Source organism: Paenibacillus polymyxa M1 (assembly GCF_000237325.1).
GTDB lineage: Bacteria > Bacillota > Bacilli > Paenibacillales > Paenibacillaceae > Paenibacillus > Paenibacillus polymyxa_C.
This window is the reverse complement of the sequence record NC_017542.1, coordinates 313,855-335,421: the sequence shown is the minus strand read 5'-3', so window position 1 is coordinate 335,421 and position 21,567 is coordinate 313,855. Positions and strand designations below refer to the sequence as shown.

At 45.5% G+C, this 21,567-nt stretch carries 15 protein-coding genes; 7 read left to right on the top strand and 8 right to left on the bottom strand.

Translation table 11 applies throughout. The features are described from left to right. Nucleotides 1-37 precede the first annotated feature (37 nt). The 5 genes from PPM_RS01425 (at nucleotide 38) to PPM_RS01405 (ending at nucleotide 8,345) form a co-directional block, all read left to right on the top strand. Nucleotides 38-1,852: a cache domain-containing sensor histidine kinase gene (locus PPM_RS01425; protein WP_013368917.1), complete on the top strand. Its 1,815-nt coding sequence runs from the start codon at nucleotides 38-40 to the stop codon at nucleotides 1,850-1,852. Nucleotides 1,853-2,140: 288 nt separating this feature from the next. Next, nucleotides 2,141-3,430, top strand: a complete 1,290-nt coding sequence (locus tag PPM_RS01420) for an ABC transporter substrate-binding protein (protein ID WP_013368916.1) — start codon at nucleotides 2,141-2,143, stop codon at nucleotides 3,428-3,430. 101 nt (nucleotides 3,431-3,531) lie between these two features. After that, nucleotides 3,532-4,428 (top strand): carbohydrate ABC transporter permease, encoded by an 897-nt coding sequence (locus PPM_RS01415; RefSeq protein ID WP_013368915.1) that lies wholly within the window; start codon nucleotides 3,532-3,534, stop codon nucleotides 4,426-4,428. Next, nucleotides 4,425-5,249: a carbohydrate ABC transporter permease gene (locus PPM_RS01410; RefSeq protein WP_013368914.1), complete on the top strand. Its 825-nt coding sequence runs from the start codon at nucleotides 4,425-4,427 to the stop codon at nucleotides 5,247-5,249. The genes PPM_RS01415 and PPM_RS01410 overlap by 4 nt, the downstream gene beginning before the upstream one ends. Before the next feature lie 51 nt (nucleotides 5,250-5,300). Beyond that, nucleotides 5,301-8,345: a glycoside hydrolase family 2 TIM barrel-domain containing protein gene (locus PPM_RS01405; protein ID WP_013368913.1), complete on the top strand. Its 3,045-nt coding sequence runs from the start codon at nucleotides 5,301-5,303 to the stop codon at nucleotides 8,343-8,345. 172 nt (nucleotides 8,346-8,517) lie between these two features. Here PPM_RS01405 and PPM_RS01400 read toward each other — a convergent pair whose 3' ends face one another. The 4 genes from PPM_RS01400 to PPM_RS01385 form a co-directional block, all read right to left on the bottom strand. Next, on the bottom strand, nucleotides 8,518-10,134 hold the full coding sequence (locus PPM_RS01400) for a DUF4179 domain-containing protein (protein ID WP_013368912.1): 1,617 nt from the start codon (nucleotides 10,132-10,134) through the stop codon (nucleotides 8,518-8,520). After that, the gene (locus PPM_RS01395) at nucleotides 10,118-10,636 is read right to left on the bottom strand and encodes an RNA polymerase sigma factor (RefSeq protein WP_013368911.1); all 519 of its coding nucleotides are present in this window, start codon (nucleotides 10,634-10,636) and stop codon (nucleotides 10,118-10,120) included. The genes PPM_RS01400 and PPM_RS01395 overlap by 17 nt, the downstream gene beginning before the upstream one ends. A 237-nt stretch (nucleotides 10,637-10,873) precedes the next feature. Beyond that, nucleotides 10,874-11,812, bottom strand: a complete 939-nt coding sequence (locus tag PPM_RS01390; RefSeq protein WP_013368910.1) for a YwqG family protein — start codon at nucleotides 11,810-11,812, stop codon at nucleotides 10,874-10,876. 115 nt (nucleotides 11,813-11,927) lie between these two features. Next, nucleotides 11,928-12,821: a helix-turn-helix transcriptional regulator gene (locus tag PPM_RS01385; RefSeq protein ID WP_013368909.1), complete on the bottom strand. Its 894-nt coding sequence runs from the start codon at nucleotides 12,819-12,821 to the stop codon at nucleotides 11,928-11,930. A 130-nt stretch (nucleotides 12,822-12,951) separates the two neighbouring features. Here PPM_RS01385 and PPM_RS01380 point away from each other — a divergent pair, with 130 nt between their 5' ends. Next, entirely contained in the window at nucleotides 12,952-15,207 is a 2,256-nt protein-coding gene (locus PPM_RS01380) for a glycoside hydrolase family 127 protein (RefSeq protein WP_013368908.1), read from the top strand. 104 nt (nucleotides 15,208-15,311) lie between these two features. Here PPM_RS01380 and PPM_RS01375 read toward each other — a convergent pair whose 3' ends face one another. Continuing rightward, nucleotides 15,312-16,460 carry an RDD family protein gene (locus PPM_RS01375; protein ID WP_013368907.1) on the bottom strand — a complete coding sequence of 383 codons (1,149 nt, stop codon included), beginning with the start codon at nucleotides 16,458-16,460 and terminating at the stop codon, nucleotides 15,312-15,314. Then, nucleotides 16,438-17,310, bottom strand: a complete 873-nt coding sequence (locus PPM_RS01370) for a LysR family transcriptional regulator (RefSeq protein ID WP_013368906.1) — start codon at nucleotides 17,308-17,310, stop codon at nucleotides 16,438-16,440. The genes PPM_RS01375 and PPM_RS01370 overlap by 23 nt, the downstream gene beginning before the upstream one ends. 134 nt (nucleotides 17,311-17,444) lie before the next feature. Here PPM_RS01370 and PPM_RS01365 point away from each other — a divergent pair, with 134 nt between their 5' ends. Beyond that, nucleotides 17,445-18,434, top strand: a complete 990-nt coding sequence (locus PPM_RS01365) for a zinc-binding dehydrogenase (RefSeq protein WP_013368905.1) — start codon at nucleotides 17,445-17,447, stop codon at nucleotides 18,432-18,434. Nucleotides 18,435-18,520: 86 nt separating this feature from the next. Here PPM_RS01365 and PPM_RS01360 read toward each other — a convergent pair whose 3' ends face one another. Continuing rightward, nucleotides 18,521-19,912, bottom strand: coding sequence for an MATE family efflux transporter (locus tag PPM_RS01360; protein WP_014599385.1), 1,392 nt, complete (start codon nucleotides 19,910-19,912; stop codon nucleotides 18,521-18,523). 276 nt (nucleotides 19,913-20,188) lie between these two features. Continuing rightward, complete coding sequence (locus tag PPM_RS01355; RefSeq protein WP_013368903.1) at nucleotides 20,189-21,559, bottom strand: MFS transporter; 1,371 nt, start codon at nucleotides 21,557-21,559, stop codon at nucleotides 20,189-20,191. Nucleotides 21,560-21,567: the final 8 nt, after the last annotated feature.

Sequence of the window (21,567 nt, the reverse complement as noted above, 5' to 3'; positions counted from 1 at the left end):
AGCAAGCGCATATCTGCCAGCAGAAAAGAGATTAAATATGAAAAGATATATCCACAAGATCAAATATCAAGGTCTGTTCTTCAAAATCTTTATTGTTATGGTGATCAGCATCACTGCGGTGTCCTTGCTGACCTCTTTGGTGACGATTCGAATGTCTGAACGACTATTCGCTGAGACATTCAGTATTACGAATGCCAAGGTGCTTAGCCAGATTCAATCCAGCTTTGAATCCTTCAATGACTCTATCGTGAATGCTGTAACCCATGCTTCGGAAAATGGAACCGTCAAAAACTATTTGACTGGCGGCCAATCTGACTCGATTAACTCGGCAAGGATTTACTTTGGTATGGCACAGCAAATGAAGCAAATTAAATCGAACGTCGATGCTTATGATGTCGGTGTCGCTGTAACAGGGATGAACGGTCGGAGCTTTTACTCCGACTCGTCCTATTGGCCTGTAACTGCGGAACAGCTTAAGAGCAGTTCCATTACAGCCCGAAGCGTGGCACGGCCAGCACAGCTTATGTATCAAATGGATACGGAGTTGTTTCATCAACAAATGAATAGCACCGCACAAAAGCCAACCCCCTATATTATCGCCTCCAAAGTATTTATGGAGCGAACGAGCGGCACCATGTACGGTATGATCTACATCGCTATCCGAGAGCCGGAATTTCGGCGTTTTTATAACAATTTCACGAGTAACGGTAATGATGTGCTTATTATGGACAAATCAGGACTGATTGTATCAAGCAACCGCCAGGACCTGATCGGACAACGCTCCAGTGAACTGCTGGGCTATGCCACCAAAATCAATGAACAGGGACTGAACTATATTAATGCGGATGTGATGAATAAGGAGAGTATCGTCCTTTCCAACTATATTCCTTCATTTGATTTTTATCTGGTGAACATGATCGATAGACAAACGGCGGTTGGGCAAATTATTGACGTTAAATCTGTAGTATGGATCTGCATCGCCATTGTACTGATTGCTTTGGTGATTGTTTTCCTCATTTCCCGTCGCCTGATCCGTTCACTGACTCGGCTGGTCAAGCAAATGTCGACGATACGCGAGAAAAATTTTGATAATTATATCCCGGTCACAGGCAGCTATGAGGTCAGACAACTAAGTCATGCATACAACTACATGCTCGATGAACTAAATGATTATATTCGTAAGCTTTTAGAAACGCAAAAAGGCCAACGAAATGCAGAGCTTGCTGCACTACAACGGCAGATCAATCCACATTTTCTGTACAATACATTGGCTTCCATCAAAATGCTCGTGCTCAAAGGAAACAAGGAAACCGCCGCCGAGACGATTAATGCGCTCATTTCCCTGCTGCAAAATACAATCAGCAATGTGAGCGAAACGATCACCATCGAGCAGGAAATGGCCAACATGCAAAATTATGTATTTATTAATCATGTACGTTACGGGCAACGGGTACAAGTGAATTACTTTGTATCCCCCGATTGTCTGGAGTACCATGTGCCCAAACTCATCATTCAGCCTTTCATCGAAAACTCCTTTTTCCATGCCTTTAATGAGAAGAATGCAGGGCACATCTATATATTGGTGTCCAAAACGGATGATACATTAATCTGTGAAGTGGTCGACGATGGAGACGGTATGGATTTGGATGGGCATACAGTGCAAGACGGACTGCCGAATCCCAAGAGCAAGCGCCAACTATTTACGGGCATCGGCATCCAGAATGTACACAATCGCATTACCCTTCTGTATGGAGAAGAATATGGCGTAACCATCTCCAGCAAGAAGGGCGAGGGCACCAAAGTAAGAATGACCCTGCCACTGATCCTAAAACCCGTCCCTCCTACCCCATAAAAATATAGGCTGAACTAAACAAAGAAGGTGAAACAAGAACGGAGTGGGCGGAATGATGCTTCGTGAAGAACTTTAGTTCAGTCTATAAAAAGTACCTAAAACTAAAGAAAGTACAAATGTAAGCGGTACCTTTTTAGATAAATCATAATAATAAGACCAATCTGTATAAAGATATTCCTAACTGCCAGCAAAGCAAGGATGATAAACTAAATTCATAAACAAGGTAACCGCTTTCAAAAAAAGTTCTATGATTAGCAACATATAAAAAAAGAGTAGGGGTTGAACAAAATGAAAAAAATGTCTTTCCTTCTGCTGATCGCAAGCTTGATCTTGCTATCCGCGTGCTCCAGCAATTCCGAGAAAGCAGCTACGACCACAGATTCAGGCAAGAAAGAAATCACAGTCTGGGCTTGGGACCCGAACTTTAATATCGCAGCCCTGAAGCTGGCAAAAGATCGCTATGTTGCCAAACATCCAGATGTAACCGTAAACATTGTTGAATATGCTCAAAATGATATCGTACAAAAAATGAATGCCGGCCTCAACTCCGGTTCTACTAAAGGATTGCCGAACGTGGTTCTAATTGAGGATTACCGGGCACAGAACTTCCTGCAAGCCTATCCCGATTCTTTCCATGATATGACTAATTCGATCAAAGCATCCGACTTCGCTGATTATAAAATCGGACCGACTAGCTACAACGGCAAGCAATACGGTGTTCCATTCGACTCCGGTGTTATGGGATTGTATGTAAGAACGGACTATCTGGAACAAGCCGGCTACAAAGTAGCGGACTTGACCAATATTGATTGGGACAAATTTATTGAAATCGGTAAAGCTGTAAAACAGAAAACAGGCAAAGATATGCTGACTCAAGATCCGAATGACCTGGGTCTGATCCGTGGCATGATCCAAACTGCAGGTTCTTGGTACCTGAAAGAAGACGGTAAAACACCAAACCTGGCTGGTAACCCAGCTCTGAAGGAAGCACTCTTGACGTACAAATCCTTGTTCGACGCTAACATTGTTAAAATGAATGCCGACTGGAGTCAATTCTTGGCCGCGTTCAACAGCGGTGCAGTTGCTTCCGTACCTACAGGTAACTGGATTACGCCTTCGATTAAAGCTGAAGCTTCGCAATCCGGTAAATGGGCTGTAGTTCCTTTCCCTAAGCTGAAAAATATACCTGAATCCGTGAATGCTTCCAGCCTCGGCGGCAGCTCCTGGTATGTCCTCAACTCGGACGGTCAAGATACCGCTGCTGATTTCCTGAAAGAAACATTCGGTTCAGATCCAGAGCTGTATCAAGATATGCTGAGCAAAATCGGAATTGTCGGTTCATTGAACGCTGCTTCCAGCGGTAAAGCTTATGACGTGGAAGATGCTTACTTCGGTGGCGACAAAGTGTATAAGAAGTTTGCTGATTGGACTAAACAAGTTCCAAAAGTCAATTATGGCCTGCACACTTATGCCATTGAGGACATCATGACCGTTGAAATTCAAAACTACCTGAACGGGAAAGATGTAGACACAGTTCTGAAGGACGCTCAAGGACAAGCGGAAGCACAGCTTAAATAAGACAGTCCATCTAGCCAAGGCTAAACAATAAAACGATAAGCACTTAAAACCTTGGGCTTGCGAGTTCAAGGTTTTATTGCTGCATAGGGAGTTGACATGGTATGAAGACAGCCGCGCCCAAAATGACTACAACACGTCTCAAAGCAGGTATGACAGGATGGTTGTTCATATCCATCGCAGTGATCATGATTGCCGCTTTTTATTTCTATCCGATGATCCAGGCGCTGATCTTATCCTTTAAAACGGGTACAGGGTCTAATCTGAGTTTTAACGGCATTGATAACTATAAGCGCCTGTTCACCGACAAAATGTTCATCACCGCCGTAAAGAATACGTTTATCTACTTAATTTTCCAGGTACCTTTAATGGTCATTCTGGCTCTGTTCATTTCCGTATTGTTGAACGATAAAAACCTGAAGTTCAAGGGCTTTTTCCGCACTGCCATCTTCTTACCGTGTATCACATCTCTTGTAGCCTATTCGGTTGTTTTCAAGTATCTGTTCTCATCTGACGGTTTGGTAAACTCCTTGTTGCTGAATCTGCATGTGATTGGTACGCCAATCCAATGGATTACAGATCCTTTCTGGGCCAAAGTAACAATTATTATTGCGATCACATGGCGCTGGACTGGGTACAACATGATCTTTTATCTGTCGGGTCTTCAGAACATTGACAGCTCTATCTACGAAGCAGCCCGCATTGACGGAGCTTCCCCGATTCGGCAGTTTTTCAGCATTACCGTTCCACTGCTTAAGCCGATTATCCTGTTCACCTCGATTACATCGACGATTGGTACACTCCAGCTCTTCGATGAAATTATGAATATTACGAAGGGTGGGCCCGGTAACGCGACATCTTCTATTTCGCAATATATCTATAATCTGTCCTTCAAGTATTCATCCGACTTTGGTTATGCGGCGACCGTATCTTATTCCATCGTCATTATGATCATTATCTTGTCGATTATCCAGTTTAAAGTGGCAGGTGAGAAAAAATGATGAAAACAAAAAGAGCATTTACGTACGCCTTTCTGATTCTTGTATCATTCATTTCGATTTTCCCGTTCCTGTGGATGCTATCCAGCTCCACGAACCTGTCAGTCGATGTGACGAAAGGCAAACTTCTGCCTGGCTCCCATCTGATGGATAACATGCACAATCTGCTGGAACAAGTAGACATCGTTACTGCACTCAGTAATTCTGCAAAGGTTTCCATCTCAACGACGTTGCTAGCTATGCTCATTGCATCACTGGCTGGCTATGGCTTTGAAATTTACAGAAGCAAAGCGAAAGACGTTGTCTTCAATATCCTGCTGATGTCGATGATGATTCCGTTTGCGGCAATCATGATCCCGCTTTACCGGATGTTCGGCAGCATTTCTAATGTCATACCATGGATCGGCATTGATACGCTCTCTTCTGTCGTTATTCCGACCGTAACTACGGCGTTCCTGATCTTCTTTTTCCGTCAAAGCACCAAGATGTTTCCCAAGGATCTGCTGGAAGCTGGGCGGATGGATGGATTATCCGAGCTGGGTCTGTTCTTCCGGGTGTATATGCCTACGATGAAAACAACCTATGCCGCTGCCGCAATCATCACGTTCATGTCCAGCTGGAACAACTACCTCTGGCCTCTGATTGTACTGCAAACGCCAGAAAATCAAACCATCCCGCTGTTGATCTCGAACCTCGGCTCCAGCTATGCACCGGACTACGGCGTTATCATGATCGCCATTGTCCTGTCCACATTGCCGACTGCACTGGTATTCTTCCTAATGCAGAAGCACTTTGTCGCAGGTATGGTCGGCTCGGTAAAATAATAAATTTGTGTGTACGGTCTTCATTCAATTTAAAAATAAGGAGTGTTCGCCTTGACCATTCATACCCCTAGTCTGGACTGGCTCACCGATGTGACCAAGTTCGCGGTAAATCGCTTGCCTGCCTATTCCGACCATAAGTATTACGCCACGCTTCAGGAAGCAGAGCACCAGGCCGATATGGCCTGGCGTCACAGCCTGAATGGAAGCTGGAAGTTCAACTATGCGACGAATCCGGCCACTCGCCCAGTAGAATTCTATGCCCCTGACTTTGAGTATGGCGGCTGGAGCGATATTCAGGTACCAGGTCATATTCAGACACAAGGCTTCGGCCAAATGCAGTACGCCAATACGATGTACCCGTGGGACGGACATTCAGACGTTCGTCCACCCCATATTCCAGAAGACCACAATCCGGTCGGTAGCTATATCAAAAGATTTGTTTTGCCCGAAAATATGGCTTCCGACGCGCAACCTGTGTTCATCTCTTTTCAAGGTGTCGAGTCGGCCTTCTATGTATGGCTGAACGGACAATTTGTCGGTTACAGCGAGGACAGTTTTACACCGTCTGACTTTGAGCTAACACCCTACCTGCAAGCTGGTGAAAACAAGCTGGCGGTAGAGGTATATCAAAGAAGTACAGGAGCTTGGCTGGAGGATCAGGATTTTTGGCGTTTTTCTGGCATTTTCAGAGACGTATATCTGTACACGATCCCTACTGTTCACGTACGCGACCTGCATGCCAAGGCGGATCTGGATGCTACCTACACGCAGGGCCTGCTGGAATTGAAACTGACTTTGGAACAACCGGCAACGGCCCATACAACTGTCGATGTGAAGGATGCCGCCGGTCATATTGTAGCTTGTTTAAAAGCTGACTTTACAGACGGCATCGCCTCGCTGTCGGCAACCTTGGAGCAAGTAGAGCGCTGGAGCGCGGAGAAACCTTATTTGTACACGTTGTTCATTCAAATTTATGATGCTGATGGATCACTTGTCGAGGTGATCCCACAAAAGGTCGGCTTCCGCAAATTCGAGATGGTCAACAAGGTTATGCATCTGAACGGCAAACGCATCGTCTTTAAAGGTGTGAACCGTCATGAATTCAACGCTCGTACCGGACGTGCGATTTCCCGTGAAGATATGCTGTGGGATATTCGGACACTCAAGCAGAACAATATGAACGCTGTCCGTACCTCTCATTACCCGAATCAGACACTGTGGTATGAGCTCTGCGATGAATACGGGATATACGTGATTGACGAAATGAACTTGGAAACACACGGTTCCTGGCAAAAACTCGGCGCAGTCGAGCCTTCGTGGAATATTCCGGCCAATCTGCCGGAGTGGCAGGATATCGTTATGGATCGCGCCATTTCCATGCTGGAACGGGACAAAAACCATGCATCCATTCTGATCTGGTCTTGCGGAAATGAGTCGTATGCAGGTGAAGTGCTGCGCAATGTCGCTAACTATTTCCGGTCCACCGATCCGAGCCGTCTGGTACACTACGAAGGCGTGTTTCACAATCGTACGTACGATGATACCAGCGATATGGAGAGCCGGATGTACGCCAAGCCCGCAGATATCGAGCAATACTTAAACGACAATCCACAAAAACCGTATATCAGTTGCGAATACATGCATGCAATGGGCAATTCCGTAGGCGGCATGCACAAGTATACCGAGCTGGAGAACAAATACGAGCTGTATCAAGGTGGGTTCATTTGGGATTACATTGATCAGGCGGTCATGAAAAAAGATCGCTACGGACGCGAGTACCTGGCGATCGGCGGCGACTTTGACGACCGTCCAACAGACTATGGTTTCTGTACAGACGGAATTGTCTATGCAGACCGGAAGGTTTCACCGAAGATGCAGGAGGTCAAATTCCTGTACCAAAATCTGAAGCTCATCCCGGATACCCAAGGTGTGACCATTCGCAACGAAAACCTGTTCGAGGGTACAGGAGACTATGAACTGGTATACAGCCTGCTGCATGAAGGTCAAGAGATCGCGCGAAATGTGAGTCATGTGGATGTGGCGGCTCAGACCGAAGCCTATATTCCATTGACGTTCCCAAGCACAGACGAGAAGCCTGGGGAATATGTCATTCACACGGCGCTTGTATTGAAGGAAGCGACGCTCTGGGCTAAGGCTGGGCATGAAGTGGCCTTTGGACAACATATTTTCATTGTGGAAGATCCAAATCCGCTGAAAGCTCCAATAGCTGGAGCCCTACGAGTGGTGCATGGTGATGTAAATATTGGCGTTCACGGTACGGATTTCACCATCATGTTCTCCAAAGGAGCAGGCAGCCTGACTTCACTTCGCTACGCTGGACGTGAGATGATCGCTACGCCTCCTGCCCCGCTGTTCTGGCGAGCGACCACAGACAATGATCGGGGAACGGCACTGGGTTTTGAAGCTGGTGGTTGGTTCGCCGCAAGCCTGACGCGTAAATGTGTGGATATCGAGGTTACGGAAGAGCAGACAGACCGTGTGACCATTACGTTCCGCTACACCCTAAGCATTCATGCTGACGTACAGGTAACGGTAACCTACACCGTCCTGGCGGATGGCAGTTTGAACGTAAAATCCACCTATGAAGGTGTATCAGGGCTGCCTACCCTGCCGATCTTTGCCCTTTCGTTCAAGGTTCCAGCGGACTATCGCCATCTGGACTGGTATGCGATGGGACCGGAGGAGAATTACATTGACCGAGCCCTTGGTGCTAGACTCGGCGTATTCCGCAACGAAGCTGCGGATAATGTGTCCGGGTATGTCGTGCCACAGGAATCCGGCAACCGTACAGGCGTGCGCCGGGTCGATATTACCGACGATTCCCAGCGAGGCATTCGCATTACAGCACCTGCCACCGCACCAGTGGAATGCAATATTTCGCCGTATACAGCGTTTGAGCTGGAAAGTGCAGGCCATCTGTATGAACTGCCCAATGTGTATTACACCGTTGTCACCGTAGCTGGCAAGCAAATGGGCGTAGGCGGCGACGACAGCTGGGGTGCCCCGGTACATGAGGAATATCAAATTCCGGCTGATCAAAAGCTGGAATTCGAGTTTACCGTGCAGCGGATATAAATAAACTCTCCGTATAGACAAGTATATGTAATAAAAGCCCTTCCGCTGCTTCCCTCATGGAAAGCCGGAAGGGCTTTAATATTTACGTACCAAATAGTTGTACTTATCCTAATCGTATGGACTACTCTTCCTAAATTGACCTTATCTGTAGAATAGGCGGTGAACACCCTATCTATTTCAAAACAACTTCAATATTACGTCCAGGATCGCTGTACTTGTAGAGGCCAGGATTTAGTTCCACTTTTCCGTCTAATTCAATATCTTTATAACGGTCAACATTAACTCCTGTGGATACCATACCCTTCGCAATGATCTCAGGTACTACTTCTTTGCCGTTAATTCGCATCGTTGTTTGGTTGACACCTTTGAAGCCAGGGGAAACGGATTTCGATTCGACAATCACATCTTTTCCCTCTGTATAGTATGTGAAATCAATTTGATAACCGTCTACATTAAGCTCAGCGAACTGTTTTTCTTCTTTGGGTTTATGAAGAGTAATCCAATTCTTGGAAGTATCACGTTTCTGGATGACAGCATCTTTCAATATAAGTTTCATTGGAACATCAGACCAGTCCTTATACCACTCTGAGGATTCAAATTGATATAAGTGTTGATAATTTTCAGGACCAGCCCCTTTAAGATTCCATCCTCCGTTAATTTTTTTATCACCTATAACCAACTGAGCCGTTTTATAATGGACATTTCCTTTTTTAAGTGAATCACGCTCTGTTACTAGAATTTCAATATCCAAGGGGGTAATAATCAGTTGGTCTAAGGTAGCGCCTGTATTTTCCTGGAATTCCGCGCTGCTATGCAGCTTCTTAGAATAAATCGCTTCACTTGCTTTTTTTCCATCCGCTTCAAATTCGAACTTCCAAGTACCTTCAATTCGTTTTGCTTCCTCAATGTAACAGAAATGAAGGTTTGCCTTTCTCCAATCTTGTGCAGTCATGTTGAATACCTGCTCAATATGCAACTCTGGGCTGTCACTAGGTAGAATGGTTGGGATGGCGTCTATTTCTTTGTCGCCCACTTTCATTACCAAATGCGGGTTCCCACGTCCTAAATCGGATGGAGCTGCAGCAACTCTAAAGCGGACAACAGTCTTGTTATTGGTTTGTCGAACGGATTCTATATAAATGTTAGGATACTGCTTGGTCCCCGTAACGAGGGTATCCCCAGCTTGATGATTCGTCTTTAAAGGAATATCCTGATTACGATAAAAAATTAGATTCTGTGCCTCAAGTGTATAATCTTTTTTACGATCCTTTAATGTATCAACAGTTTCATAAATGCCTAGGAGTTTCTGGCTTTTAGGATCGTAATTCAAATATCCGTGTGCTCGTTCCTTGTTATTAGAATTGCTAGTTACCATAGTTTTCTCTATAGCAAACCCAATATAACTGCTTGGGTCGGTTCCCGGATCCAGAGAGATGAGCATTTTCATTTTTTCGCCATCTGTTACAACACCATTCAAATTCATCGTAATGCCTGCATCGGTTACTTTTAGATCATACCGCTGACCAATACCACTATTTATCGCATTGGTTACACTACGTCCGCCTATTCTATCCCAATTGATAGTCACACTAGCGAATACAGGGATGGCAATGAGCAGAAAACATGAGAATACAATACTCGCAGGAACAATTTTTGTTCTATGCATAGGTGCTTCCTGTGACTGTTGCAGAGTTGCTTTTCGTTTGGTTGCTTCCTGTTCTATATTTACCCACATTGCATCATATTCGGGTTGAGGAATGTGCTGTTCTTTCTCAAAATACCGACTCACTGCTATTCATCTCCTTTACTTGGGATACCACCATTTTTTTTAGCAGTTTAAGCCCTCGATTTAATCTGGATTTAGCTGTTCCTTCGGGTATATTTATAACTCTAGAGATCTCCGGCACAGTCAATTCGTTTACATAACGAAGGACCACGACCATTCGAATTTTATCTGGAAGCTTGTTATATAGCTGGTGTAGCTCTGTCTTAGTTTCTCGATGATATAAGCTCTCTTCCACCGGATTAAATGAATGAGGACGTGACAATAAAAAAGTTCGTATTTCCTTCATCAGCCCAGTTTTTCGCCTTCTAAGCACATTGCTGCACTCATTGGAAGCAATTCGTAAAATCCATGATTTGAGATCTTGTACTTTGGACCTGTCGGCCAAGATTGCTTTGACAAATACCTCCTGGCAAACATCTTCTGCATCTGCTTGATTTTGCATCAGATAATAACAAAAATAATATATCTGTTCCTTATATAGTTCAAACAGCTCTCGATCAGTCATATACGTGCACCTCCCTTGTTGTGGTCTCATCTATTAAGACTATTAACGGAGTACAATCGTTCATTTACATCGAAAAAAGGCAGTCCTATATAGGACCACCTATTATTGATCGTTCAATTCCCAACGCTCGGATACTGTGCCACATGCTCAATTCACTTCTTTTATCAATCAAAAAAACCACCCTGCTCTAACCCCTGTCATTAGCCTCCAAAATAAACATGAGTCCTGGCGACCCGGCTAGCTTGTAGCCAGATTAACATATGTTCGCGAGAAATCAAGGTTCTTCAAGTCCCTTTGATCTATAAAAAACTCCAAATACCCTGCGTCCCACCAGCACATACCAACCTCATTCAAGGATGATACAGAGAGCAAAACATGCCAATTTTCCGAAGCTTGATCGTGCTTTTCCCGATTCGCCTGGTATTCTTGCAGCTGAGGCAGCACTTCGGATCGTAAATGCTCCGCATACTCCGTACTTCCCCTATGCATAGCTTGCTCGGCTTCCTGATGGATCTGACCCTCACTCTTATGCCAATTAAACAGAAGACCCTTTAGCCCGTTACGGCACAGATAAGCATCCCGACGAGTGTTCCCGGCAAAAGACTGATGCTGTCCCCACACCGTGTCGCTATGTTCATATAAAAGCTCATAAAGCTCTTCGTACTGATCTAATAGAATATCTCCTAGCTCACCCTCCGATGGTAGCGTCAGGATCGGATGAAAAGAAATTGCATACGCAGTGAAATCCCGTTGCTCCACCGACACCTCTACGCGCCCAGCGGGCGGTAATGTTTTCTGCAAAGCACTGCTGTCGCCGTTATAGTAAAAGATTTTATGCTCAATATCGTAAGCTGGCTCATCCAGCCCAAGAAAAAAGTATAGTATACCTTGATGAGGCAATCCCTCAAATGGTGAAAAAGGCAACTCGCTTAAATTGATCTGAGCAATAAACGTATAATATTCTCCGTCTGAATTACACGGCCACTCTATTGTGGGCGGCAGATCTGGATAGCCGGCGATCCGACTATTCCCAACGTTTTCATAGTTTTCCTCATGCTCTAGCTGAAATTGTATAGTAGCTTCGGCTTCCTGATAGATCTCTTCTTTTAACTCATCATCAAGTGAATGCTCTTCGAGTATTCGAGTCAGTTCTTCCTTTAATGGTGATTGCAGCATCTCACTCGCCCCTTTTGACAAAGTATTATGTATTGATTGCTCTCATTCAATCTCTCTTAAATCAGATTATCAAATTATGGTCTGATAAGCTATGCTGCCGTGAAGCGGAAATGGACTAGACATTGTTCATAAATGTTTTGTGATAGGCATTCCGATACTGTGAAGGAGTCATATGTACTCTCTTTTTAAACAACCGCATAAAATACTTCTCATCCGTGTATCCTGCTTCTTCCGCTACCTGCTTAATGCTCATATTTGTACGGGAAATCAATTCCTTAGCTTTGTTGATTCGAATACTGTGAATGAACTCCAATGGACGCATGCCCGTATTCTGCATGAACAAACGGGATATATAATCCTTATTGTAATTGAACTTCTGAGCCAAATCGGTCACGGTCAGCGGTTCTCCAGCATGAATTCGAGTCCACTCAATAATCTTGTTCATGCTCACATTCCCCTGTGAATGGACAGGATTGGAGATCAAGCGACTGAGGGCCAGTTCGGATATCTCGATCAGCAGTGAGGTGAACAAATAGTTAGCACTGTGATACGTAAGATAATGCGAGTTGGCGACATGCAAGATTTGATTGACGATAATATGAATCCGATCACCGTTATCTGCCTGTACACTTTGCGGTAAATAGATATCGCGTATCACGCCATGACGCTGTACAAGCCCGTCCATTGCACTTGTTTCCTGCTTCATTTCCTCACTAGATAATACATTCGGGGTCGCAGGTACATCGAAATGAAACCAATAAAATTTAACCCCAGGCAACGATTCCCGGTATCCTCGATGCGTACGACCGGGGTACAGCAATAGAATATCTCCTTCCCCTACTTCAAAATACTCCTCTTCCTCCCGTATATATACCGTCTCTTGGACACCAAGGATCAGCTCAAAGTTCTCTATGGAACGGCTCATATGCTTCCATGGCACCTCGGAAACGAACTCGCCTGCCGAGATCAGTTGGATCGGAGCATCAACATTCACTTTCAGATAGGTCATGTTATCGCCTCTTTGGATTCATGTTCGGATTTGTCCACCTATTGTATGGTTAAGCTACTGACATACCGCGGTTGCAATGCTAATGTAGTGGAGAAATATACACTTTCATCTTAGCTAAGGAGCGATGATTTTGAAAGCACAAGCTTTTGACTTGCATAAAGTAAGCATTGATTCCGGCCCACTTTACCACGCTATGGAGCTGAATACGACCTATCTGCTGAGTTTGGAACCTGACCGTTTATTGTCACGTTTTCGTGAATATGCGGGCTTGGAGCCCAAAGCGGCTCATTATGAGGGCTGGGAGGCACGCGGCATCAGTGGACATACACTTGGTCACTACCTGTCTGGTTGTGCACTAATGTTTGCCTCCACAGGCGACAAAAGACTACTGGAACGAGTAAACTATGTGATCGACGAGTTGGAAATATGCCAAAATAGTCATGGAAACGGATACATTTCCGGCATCCCGCGTGGGAAAGAGATTTTTGAAGAAGTCAAAGCCGGAGATATTCGTTCCCAGGGCTTTGATCTTAACGGAGGCTGGGTTCCGCTATATACGATGCACAAGCTCTTCGCAGGCTTGCGTGATGCCCACCTGCTCGCTCATCATCCCAAGGCTTTAGCGATGGAAATCCAACTCGGCGACTGGCTGGAGGATGTATTCCAAGGACTGAGCGATGAACAGGTGCAACAGGTACTCCATTGCGAGTTTGGCGGCATGAACGAGGTGCTGACCGATCTGGCGGAACATTCCGGAGAAAAGCGCTTTTTGAACCTGGCGGAACGCTTTTATCATGGAGAGGTGCTGAATGATCTGGCAGACAGTCGCGATACGCTGGCAGGACGACATGCTAATACGCAAATTCCTAAGATCATTGGTGCAGCACGGCAGTTCGAAGTGACAGGCAAACCTCTATATGCGGACCTTTCCCGATTTTTCTGGGATCGGGTGGTTCACAAGCATTCCTACGTAATCGGCGGCAATAGCTATAACGAACATTTTGGCGAACCCGGCAAGCTGAATGATCGTTTGGGCGAAGGCACCTGTGAAACCTGCAACACCTACAATATGCTGAAATTAACAAGACATATGTTCGAATGGGACGCGTACGCAGCCTATGCCGACTACTATGAACGAGCAATGTTCAATCATATTCTGGCTTCACAGCAGCCTGTAGATGGACGTGTATGCTATTTTGTATCGCTGGAAATGGGAGGACACAAGTCCTTCAATTCTCAATATGAGGATTTTACATGTTGTGTCGGGTCCGGTATGGAGAGTCACTCTATGTACGGCACGGCGATTTATTTTCACACGGCAAACACAATCTATGTCAACCAATATGTCCCTTCTACCGTGACATGGGATGAGATGAACATACAGCTCAAACAAGAAACCCTCTTTCCGCAAAATGGGCGGGGAACGCTTCATCTCATAAGCAAGGAGCCCAAGTTCTTCACGATCAAACTAAGATGCCCGCACTGGGCGGAGCAGGGGATGAAGATTAAAATCAACGGAGAAGAGTATGCCGCTGAGGCTTGTCCTACCAGCTATATTGTAATTGAACGGGAATGGAAAGATGGAGATACGGTCGAATACGATATTCCTATGACAGTAAGAGTTGAGGAAATGCCGGATAATCCGCGTCGGATTGCATTCATGTATGGCCCACTTGTGCTGGCTGGAGATCTGGGTCCTGTTGTACAGGAGTCCAACGAGGAACGTCTGCTGGCATCTGTTCTGATCGGATCAGCTGATTCCCTGACAACCAAGCTGATTGCTGACGGGAACGAGACTAACACATTCCATCTAAACGACCTGGGCTATATCGGGGACTTGCAGCTTCGTCCGTTTTATCAGATATACGATCGTTCTTATACCGTCTACTGGGATCTCTTTTCCAAGGAGGAATGGGCAGCAACAGAGGCAGAATACCGTACCGCGTTAGCGTACCAGCTAGAGCTGGAACGACTTACAGTGGATGTTGTGCAGCCTGCCGAAATGCAGCCTGAACGGGATCATGCCTTCACTGGAGAACACGTTGGCCTGGGGTCCATTTATAATCGCAAATATCGCGACACATGGTCTGGGGGCTGGTTCTCTTTTGTCATGAAGGTGCTCCCTGATAAGCCTGTCCAATTAGCAGTGACCTATCTGAAGGACTCCGACCGCTCTCATCGTGACTTTGACATCACTGCAGATGGTCAGAACTTAGGAGAAGGCAAGCTGAAATCCGAGGAAATGAATAAATTCGAGACGTTTATCTATGAGCTGCCTCTGTCTGTGACGAATGAAAAGAATGAAGTTACGATTCGATTCACAGCCCAGCCACAAGGCAAGGTGGCGAGGGTAGCTGGATTGCGAGTGATCAAAAGTCATCTATAGCACTATCCCGCCTATATAACAACAAGCAGACGCTTCTATAAGCTGTCTGCTTGTTCTGCTTACCGTCTTATAATTTGAATCATCGTTATTGCTTCAGGTTCACTTTACATCATGTTCATTTCACGGAAACTGTCTCTAATCTTGCGCAGCTCTTGCTGTGCCCTGCTGTATCGCGAGGCGTAGGTCCAGGCAAGCACCTGATGATAATGCGAAGGTGTTTCAATTGTGGTCACGTTATACATGGCCAGATTCCCGTCTATTTCTCCTTTTAGGGTAAACTCAATGGCAGGATATCCGTTCACCACCATATCTGAAGCAGTCCCCAATTCAGGGTCCGTAATTCCTGACACCAAATGATCCTCAATGATTCCTTTATATTCTTGAAGGGTCATACTGCTGTCAAAGTCGCTTTTCGGTTCAGACAATACAATCAAATATCTATCGGTAAATTCATTTTTAATGGAAATATCCGCTTCCTCATTAATCCTATTATCTCGTGACCAATTCCACGGAGCCGTAACTGCAAACTGATTATCCTTACTGGTAAATACCTCAGGCTTCACGATTTGAGTAATGAGCGTAGAAATTAAGGATACAGCAAAGACAATCGAAGTGATCGTCATCAGGATGATTGCTCCTGCAATAATCCCGGTTTTCTTTTTGCTCACCTTCCCCAAATCCCGTGTCCTAACTACATATGTATTGGCGGCCATATCTCCAATTCGTTGTTTCCGAGGTGTCACCAGCACACATATACCGGCGGGCAGCCCCCAGAAAAGCAGCGGGTTCGTATCCACCAGATGTATGAGCGTACGGATCAACGATTTAATCATGCCTGGCGGCATTCCTTCTCCATTCACGACCTGAATGCGAAGTACAAACTTGCCCAGCGTATAGCCTGTAAGTCCTTCCAGCAACAGATAATAGCAGAAAGAGCCAATCAAGAAGAGTATCACTACCATACCCATATTTGGGATTTCCGCTTCAGCTACTTTTTTCGCTATAAAATAGACAAGCCCACCATACCCAAAGACGATAAGAATGAAGTCAATCATCCAGGCGGCCCATCTCCTGAAAAAGATAGAGGCTCCGTATGTTTCTGATAATACCGCCATCCTATCTGGTTCTCGTCGTTGATAACCGCCATTCCTCACAAATTCTCCCGGAGCTACTGTAGATGGATTTTTCGATAAATTATGTTCTTCCAAATGATACACCCCTGATGTCAATTTAATCCCAGTTAAGTATAACATCCTTTTTCATCCAGTGGAGCAATCCTGACAGCGCACTGGAGTAAACCGAATCCCGCCGATGAACAAACCACACCTCTAATTTACGATATGTTTCGGGTAAACGATGCGAAGCAATACTTCCCTCCTTCTTCGCCTTTACAATTGACGAGTGTGGAAGCATGGACACCCCCAGACCAGAGGCTACACCACCTAAAATGACTTCCAATGTTCCGAATTCCATAATCTGATACGCATCCACACCTGCATCGCTCAGAAAACTTTCCGCTCTTGCCCGATGTGTGCAGCCTACATCGAAGAACAGCATAGGCTTGGCAAGCAACTTGCTCATATCACTTTCTCCCGGTTCCGAAATAAGCACCAACTCCTCTTCAAACGCCGCAACATGCTCTATATTCGGATCATCGACAGGGCCATAGACGAATGCCCCATCTAATTCGTAATTTAATACCTTTTGTACAAGGGCATGCGTCCCCCCGGTCATCAGCGATAGCTGCACATTAGGGTATTCAGCGTAATATCCCGTCAATAAAGTCGTTAGATGCGTAACCGCAGTCGTCTCAATCGAGCCCAATCGCAGTGGTCCCGCAGGCTGGTCCGAATATTGAGTAGACTTCTCTGCCTCGTCGAGCAAAGTCAATATGGATTCCGCATACTCCAGCAGATTCTCTCCTGCCGACGTTAGTGTCATTCCGCGATTAGATCTGCGAAATAGCGGTACATTCAATTGTGCCTCAAGCTGCTGAATCCGTGAGGTCACATTGGACTGTACATAGTTCAACACTTGCGCAGCCCTTGTGATACTGCCCTCGCGAGCAACCGCCCGAAAAATTTTCAAATCACTGCTTTCCATATATACATCACCTGCTTGGTATGATCATTTATGATACTGACGTTCGATTTTGTTCATTTTACCGGATGCTTGCCACTCTGTACAATTCAAAGTACATGCAAATGCATCTAAAATCGACCACAGGAGGCTTTAAAATGAAAGCTGTAATACATACCGACAAACACGGCCTTGAGGGCCTGATGTATAAGGACGTTACGGACAGACAGCCGGGGCACAGCGAAGTGAAGGTCAGACTCAAAGCCGCAGGCTTGAACCATCGGGATCTGTTCCTCATGGCGGATCGAACCGCCAACGATGCTCCACTCATTCTAGGATCGGATGGAGCAGGCGTGATCGAGGCTGTGGGCGCTGGCGTCCCAACCTCACTGGTAGGCACTGACGTAATCATCAATCCATGTATCGGATGGGAGAAGACGAACCACGTTCCCTTGGTTCCTGCCATTCTGGGCGTTCCTTCAGACGGGACATTGGCCGAATCGGTTATCGTTCCCGTTCAAAATGCCGTCAGCAAGCCAGCTTACCTGTCCTGGGAAGAAGCAGGGGTACTGCCTTTGTCTGCCTTGACCGCTTACCGCGCTCTCTTCACTAGAGGCCAATTACAGCAGGGTGACCATGTCCTTATTCCCGGTATTGGCGGTGGGGTAGCCACGTATGCCATGTTAATGGCTTTAGCGGCGGGCGCACGGGTCAGCGTCACATCACGTAGCGAAGCAAAAAAACAAGCTGCCCTCGCCCATGGCGCTCATCATGCATTCGACAGTGATAGCGATTGGAAAGAAAGCATGAACGGAGACACCGTGGATCTGATCCTTGACAGCATCGGACCCGCTACGTTCGACAAATATCTGGATGTCATCAAACCGGATGGCCGGATCATTACATTTGGCGCAAGCTCAGGAGATCAGATAGAGATTCCGCTGCGTTCTATATTTTTCCCACAGATTAGCATCATCGGTACCTCTATGGGGAGCGGTGAGGAATTCGCAGATATGCTCCAATTCATGGAGCGCCATTCCCTTCATCCCATTATAGATAGCGTCTTCCCTCTACAAGATACAGCGCAAGCCTTTTACCGTATGCAGCAGGGAGTGCAGTTAGGCAATATAGGGATCAGAATAGAATAAGGCGTACGTAACTTTAAACGTCTATAAAAAAATCCACTACTATAAAGTGCCTCATCCCGAGGTCAATTTTATAGTAGTGGACCTATTCAGTCGATCAAACGATGCTGGACCCATTTGTTGCCACGGAAGCGCCAGAGGAAAACGATCCCCCGCACACCCCATTCAATATCCATGGCCAGCCAGACACCAACAATCCCCAAGTTGAACACAATGCCCAAAACATACCCGAGCACTACCCGACACAACCACATGGACAGCATCGAGGTGAGGGACGTAAATTTGGAATCACCTCCTGCCCTAAGCGCAGAGGGTGTAATAAAGGCGATGGACCAGAGTGGAATCTGGGCCAGCGTATTAATCAGCATGACCATAAAAATGTCATCTACAATTTCAGCAGGTGGATGAAACAACCCCACCATCGGCTTAAACAAAGGCATTAGGATTAGCCCCATTACAATAAACGAACCGGACGACAGCCAAATAAACGATTTGGTAAACTTGCGGGCATCGTGTACATTTCGCCGTCCCATGCATTGACCAACCACGGTCACAATCGTAAGAGCCAAAGCATTCGCAGGAATTTGGAACACGTTAGCTAGGGATGAGCAAATGGCATTCGTCGCCAATGCATTGGTCCCCAGGTTCACAATGAAGATTTGCGTTAAAATTTTACCTCCATTAAAAAACATCTGTTCCGCTGCAAAAGGAAGACCAATAAACAGGATCTTTTTAAGCATGGCTAGATTAAAATAAAGCATATCTCTAAGCTGAACACGCAAGTCGTCATCTACCCTGACCAAATAAATCAACGCGCAGGCAGCCCCTGCATATCTGGACACATTGACCGCAATCGTCATGCCCAGTACACCCATATCTAACAAGTTAATAAATACGACATTCAGCAGCACATACGAAAGGTTCATGATGAGCGAAAGAGCCAGCGACGCCCTCGTCTTGCCGATCCCTCTCAGCGCTCCACATACGGCCTCAACGATCGCAATCCCCACGAAAGACATACAGCTTCCCAGCAGGTACACCTTGCCGTTAGCCAATACATCAGCCGAGGCAGAGCCAAACAGGACGCTTAAAATGGGATTGTACAACAGGATCATAAACAGACTGATACATAAGGCCAGCAAGGAAACGGAGGATATCGTACCGGATGTTGCTTTAGAGACCATAAGATCGTTGCCGCTCCCCTTATACTGCGCTACAACAACCGTACCCCCGGTAGACACTGCCACAAACACATTAATTAGGAAAATATTTAATGAATCAATCATATTTACGGCACTGACCGCCGCCATCCCTGACGAGCTAATCATTGCTGTGTTCACCAAATTAAGACCCACGATAAAAGCCTGATCAATTAGAAGCGGGATAAACAAGGCAATCATCTGCCGATAATCAATAGACTCTCCAGAAAAATGTCTATTCAGAAAGCCGTGCGTTCTCATCCTTACACTCAGTTGACTCATATCATCACATTCTTTTTATCAAATTGAAAAAAACCCTTCAACAGAAGAGTCTTTCATGGCGAAAAAATGTATAAAGTTGCAAGGCTAGATGTCTCTGGCTCTTGATTCTGTACACTTTTCTCTACATAGAAGTATCACTCCAAAAGAAAATTCTGTCAATGCGTTTGCTCACATTTGAATAGAAAAAAGGTGAAAAACCTGCTCAGCTCGGTGAACAGGTTTTGAAACAGGATTATACCATCCCTCGGTATGCATAACATCTTGTTAAGAGAATATCTATGATCTTCTCGCAATTAAGTCTTGTTGAATAGAAGCTTCATTCTTTTCGAATTTCTTATAGAAAAACATAGGGATAATTCCGATCAAGAAGACGATAAACGGCAGCCAGATGAAGCTGAACTGAATGCCAGACAAAGCAGTCGGGGTCTGAACCTTTCCAGCAATATAGCCCGTGCTACCCATAACCCATGCTGGCAATAATCCGCCAATTCCGCTACCTGCTTTAATACAGAATGCGCTTCCAATAGAAGTCAGGAATCCACTTGCCCGAATTCCATTTTTCCATTCCCCATAATCAACCGTATCGGACAACATGGCAAATGGCATAGAACACGCAAAGCCTGATCCTAATGCACCAATGATCCAGCCAGCAATAATAAGGGTTAAGTTTGTACTTCCCATTAAAATCACAACTTGACCTAATGCAGCTAATATCAATCCGATAATCATGATCGTATTTTTACTTAATTTTCTGGCAAACAACGGAATCAGAACCATAGAGATTAATTGCAAAGAGGTCAGTCCGTTGATTAAAGGCACCAAGTCCTTACTGTCCAGATTGTATTGCAGATAAAAGATAAGCGTGGCAGAACGAATATTCAAACCGATCCAGTAACACAGGTTAGCAGCTACAACGAGCATCCAGGGCCAGTTTCGCTTGATGGCTGTAAAGCTTTTAGCAATGGGAACAGATTTCGTTTTCACTGCCGCATTTTCACGCAAATCGGCGAACGCTATGAAAAACATAATAATCGCCATAATTCCAAATAAAACGAGCGTTAGAGAAAATCCTTTTTGGTCATTCCCCTGTCCAAAGAAGGCGACCAGAGGTAAGGTGAACGTGGTGGCGATGAAGAAGCCCACGTTTCCCCCGACCATACGGAAAGAGTTCAAGACCACGCGTTCATTGGAGTTGGTGCTCAGGTTAGGCAGAATAGACGTAATCGGTGTACTGATTCCCGTATACAAAATACCCGCTATGATATAAGTGATGGCCGCATATGCAATTTTCCCCGATTCACTCCAATTGGGCGTCGTAAACGTAAGGACCATGAACACGGCAAACGGAACAGCTAGCCATAGAAAATAAGGTCTGCTCTGGCCGTATTTTGATTTGGTTCGGTCAATCAGGATGCCCCAGATCGGGGCATCAATGGCATCAATAAAACGGGTGATAAATAGTAATGTTCCGGCAATCCCAATAGAAAGACCGAATACATCCGTATAAAAATATAATAGATAACTGGAAATAACACAGTATAGTAGATTGCCTGCCGTATCCGTTAACGAATAGCTGATTTTACGATGAAAAGGAACGGTACTGGCTGCTTTTTCGGGTGGTTCCGTACTCACAATTCTCGTACTCATGATCTTTC

What these genes read in the sequence shown, in the direction of transcription:
- PPM_RS01415 (WP_013368915.1), top strand. Translation starts at nt 3,532, where the DNA reads ATGAAGACAGCCGCGCCCAAAATGACTACAACACGTCTCAAAGCAGGT.
- PPM_RS01360 (WP_014599385.1), bottom strand. Translation starts at nt 19,912, where the DNA reads ATGAGTCAACTGAGTGTAAGGATGAGAACGCACGGCTTTCTGAATAGA.
- PPM_RS01410 (WP_013368914.1), top strand. Translation starts at nt 4,425, where the DNA reads ATGATGAAAACAAAAAGAGCATTTACGTACGCCTTTCTGATTCTTGTA.
- PPM_RS01425 (WP_013368917.1), top strand. Translation starts at nt 38, where the DNA reads ATGAAAAGATATATCCACAAGATCAAATATCAAGGTCTGTTCTTCAAA.
- PPM_RS01420 (WP_013368916.1), top strand. Translation starts at nt 2,141, where the DNA reads ATGAAAAAAATGTCTTTCCTTCTGCTGATCGCAAGCTTGATCTTGCTA.
- PPM_RS01355 (WP_013368903.1), bottom strand. Translation starts at nt 21,559, where the DNA reads ATGAGTACGAGAATTGTGAGTACGGAACCACCCGAAAAAGCAGCCAGT.
- PPM_RS01395 (WP_013368911.1), bottom strand. Translation starts at nt 10,636, where the DNA reads ATGACTGATCGAGAGCTGTTTGAACTATATAAGGAACAGATATATTAT.
- PPM_RS01390 (WP_013368910.1), bottom strand. Translation starts at nt 11,812, where the DNA reads ATGCTGCAATCACCATTAAAGGAAGAACTGACTCGAATACTCGAAGAG.
- PPM_RS01370 (WP_013368906.1), bottom strand. Translation starts at nt 17,310, where the DNA reads ATGGAAAGCAGTGATTTGAAAATTTTTCGGGCGGTTGCTCGCGAGGGC.
- PPM_RS01375 (WP_013368907.1), bottom strand. Translation starts at nt 16,460, where the DNA reads ATGTTATACTTAACTGGGATTAAATTGACATCAGGGGTGTATCATTTG.
- PPM_RS01385 (WP_013368909.1), bottom strand. Translation starts at nt 12,821, where the DNA reads ATGACCTATCTGAAAGTGAATGTTGATGCTCCGATCCAACTGATCTCG.
- PPM_RS01365 (WP_013368905.1), top strand. Translation starts at nt 17,445, where the DNA reads ATGAAAGCTGTAATACATACCGACAAACACGGCCTTGAGGGCCTGATG.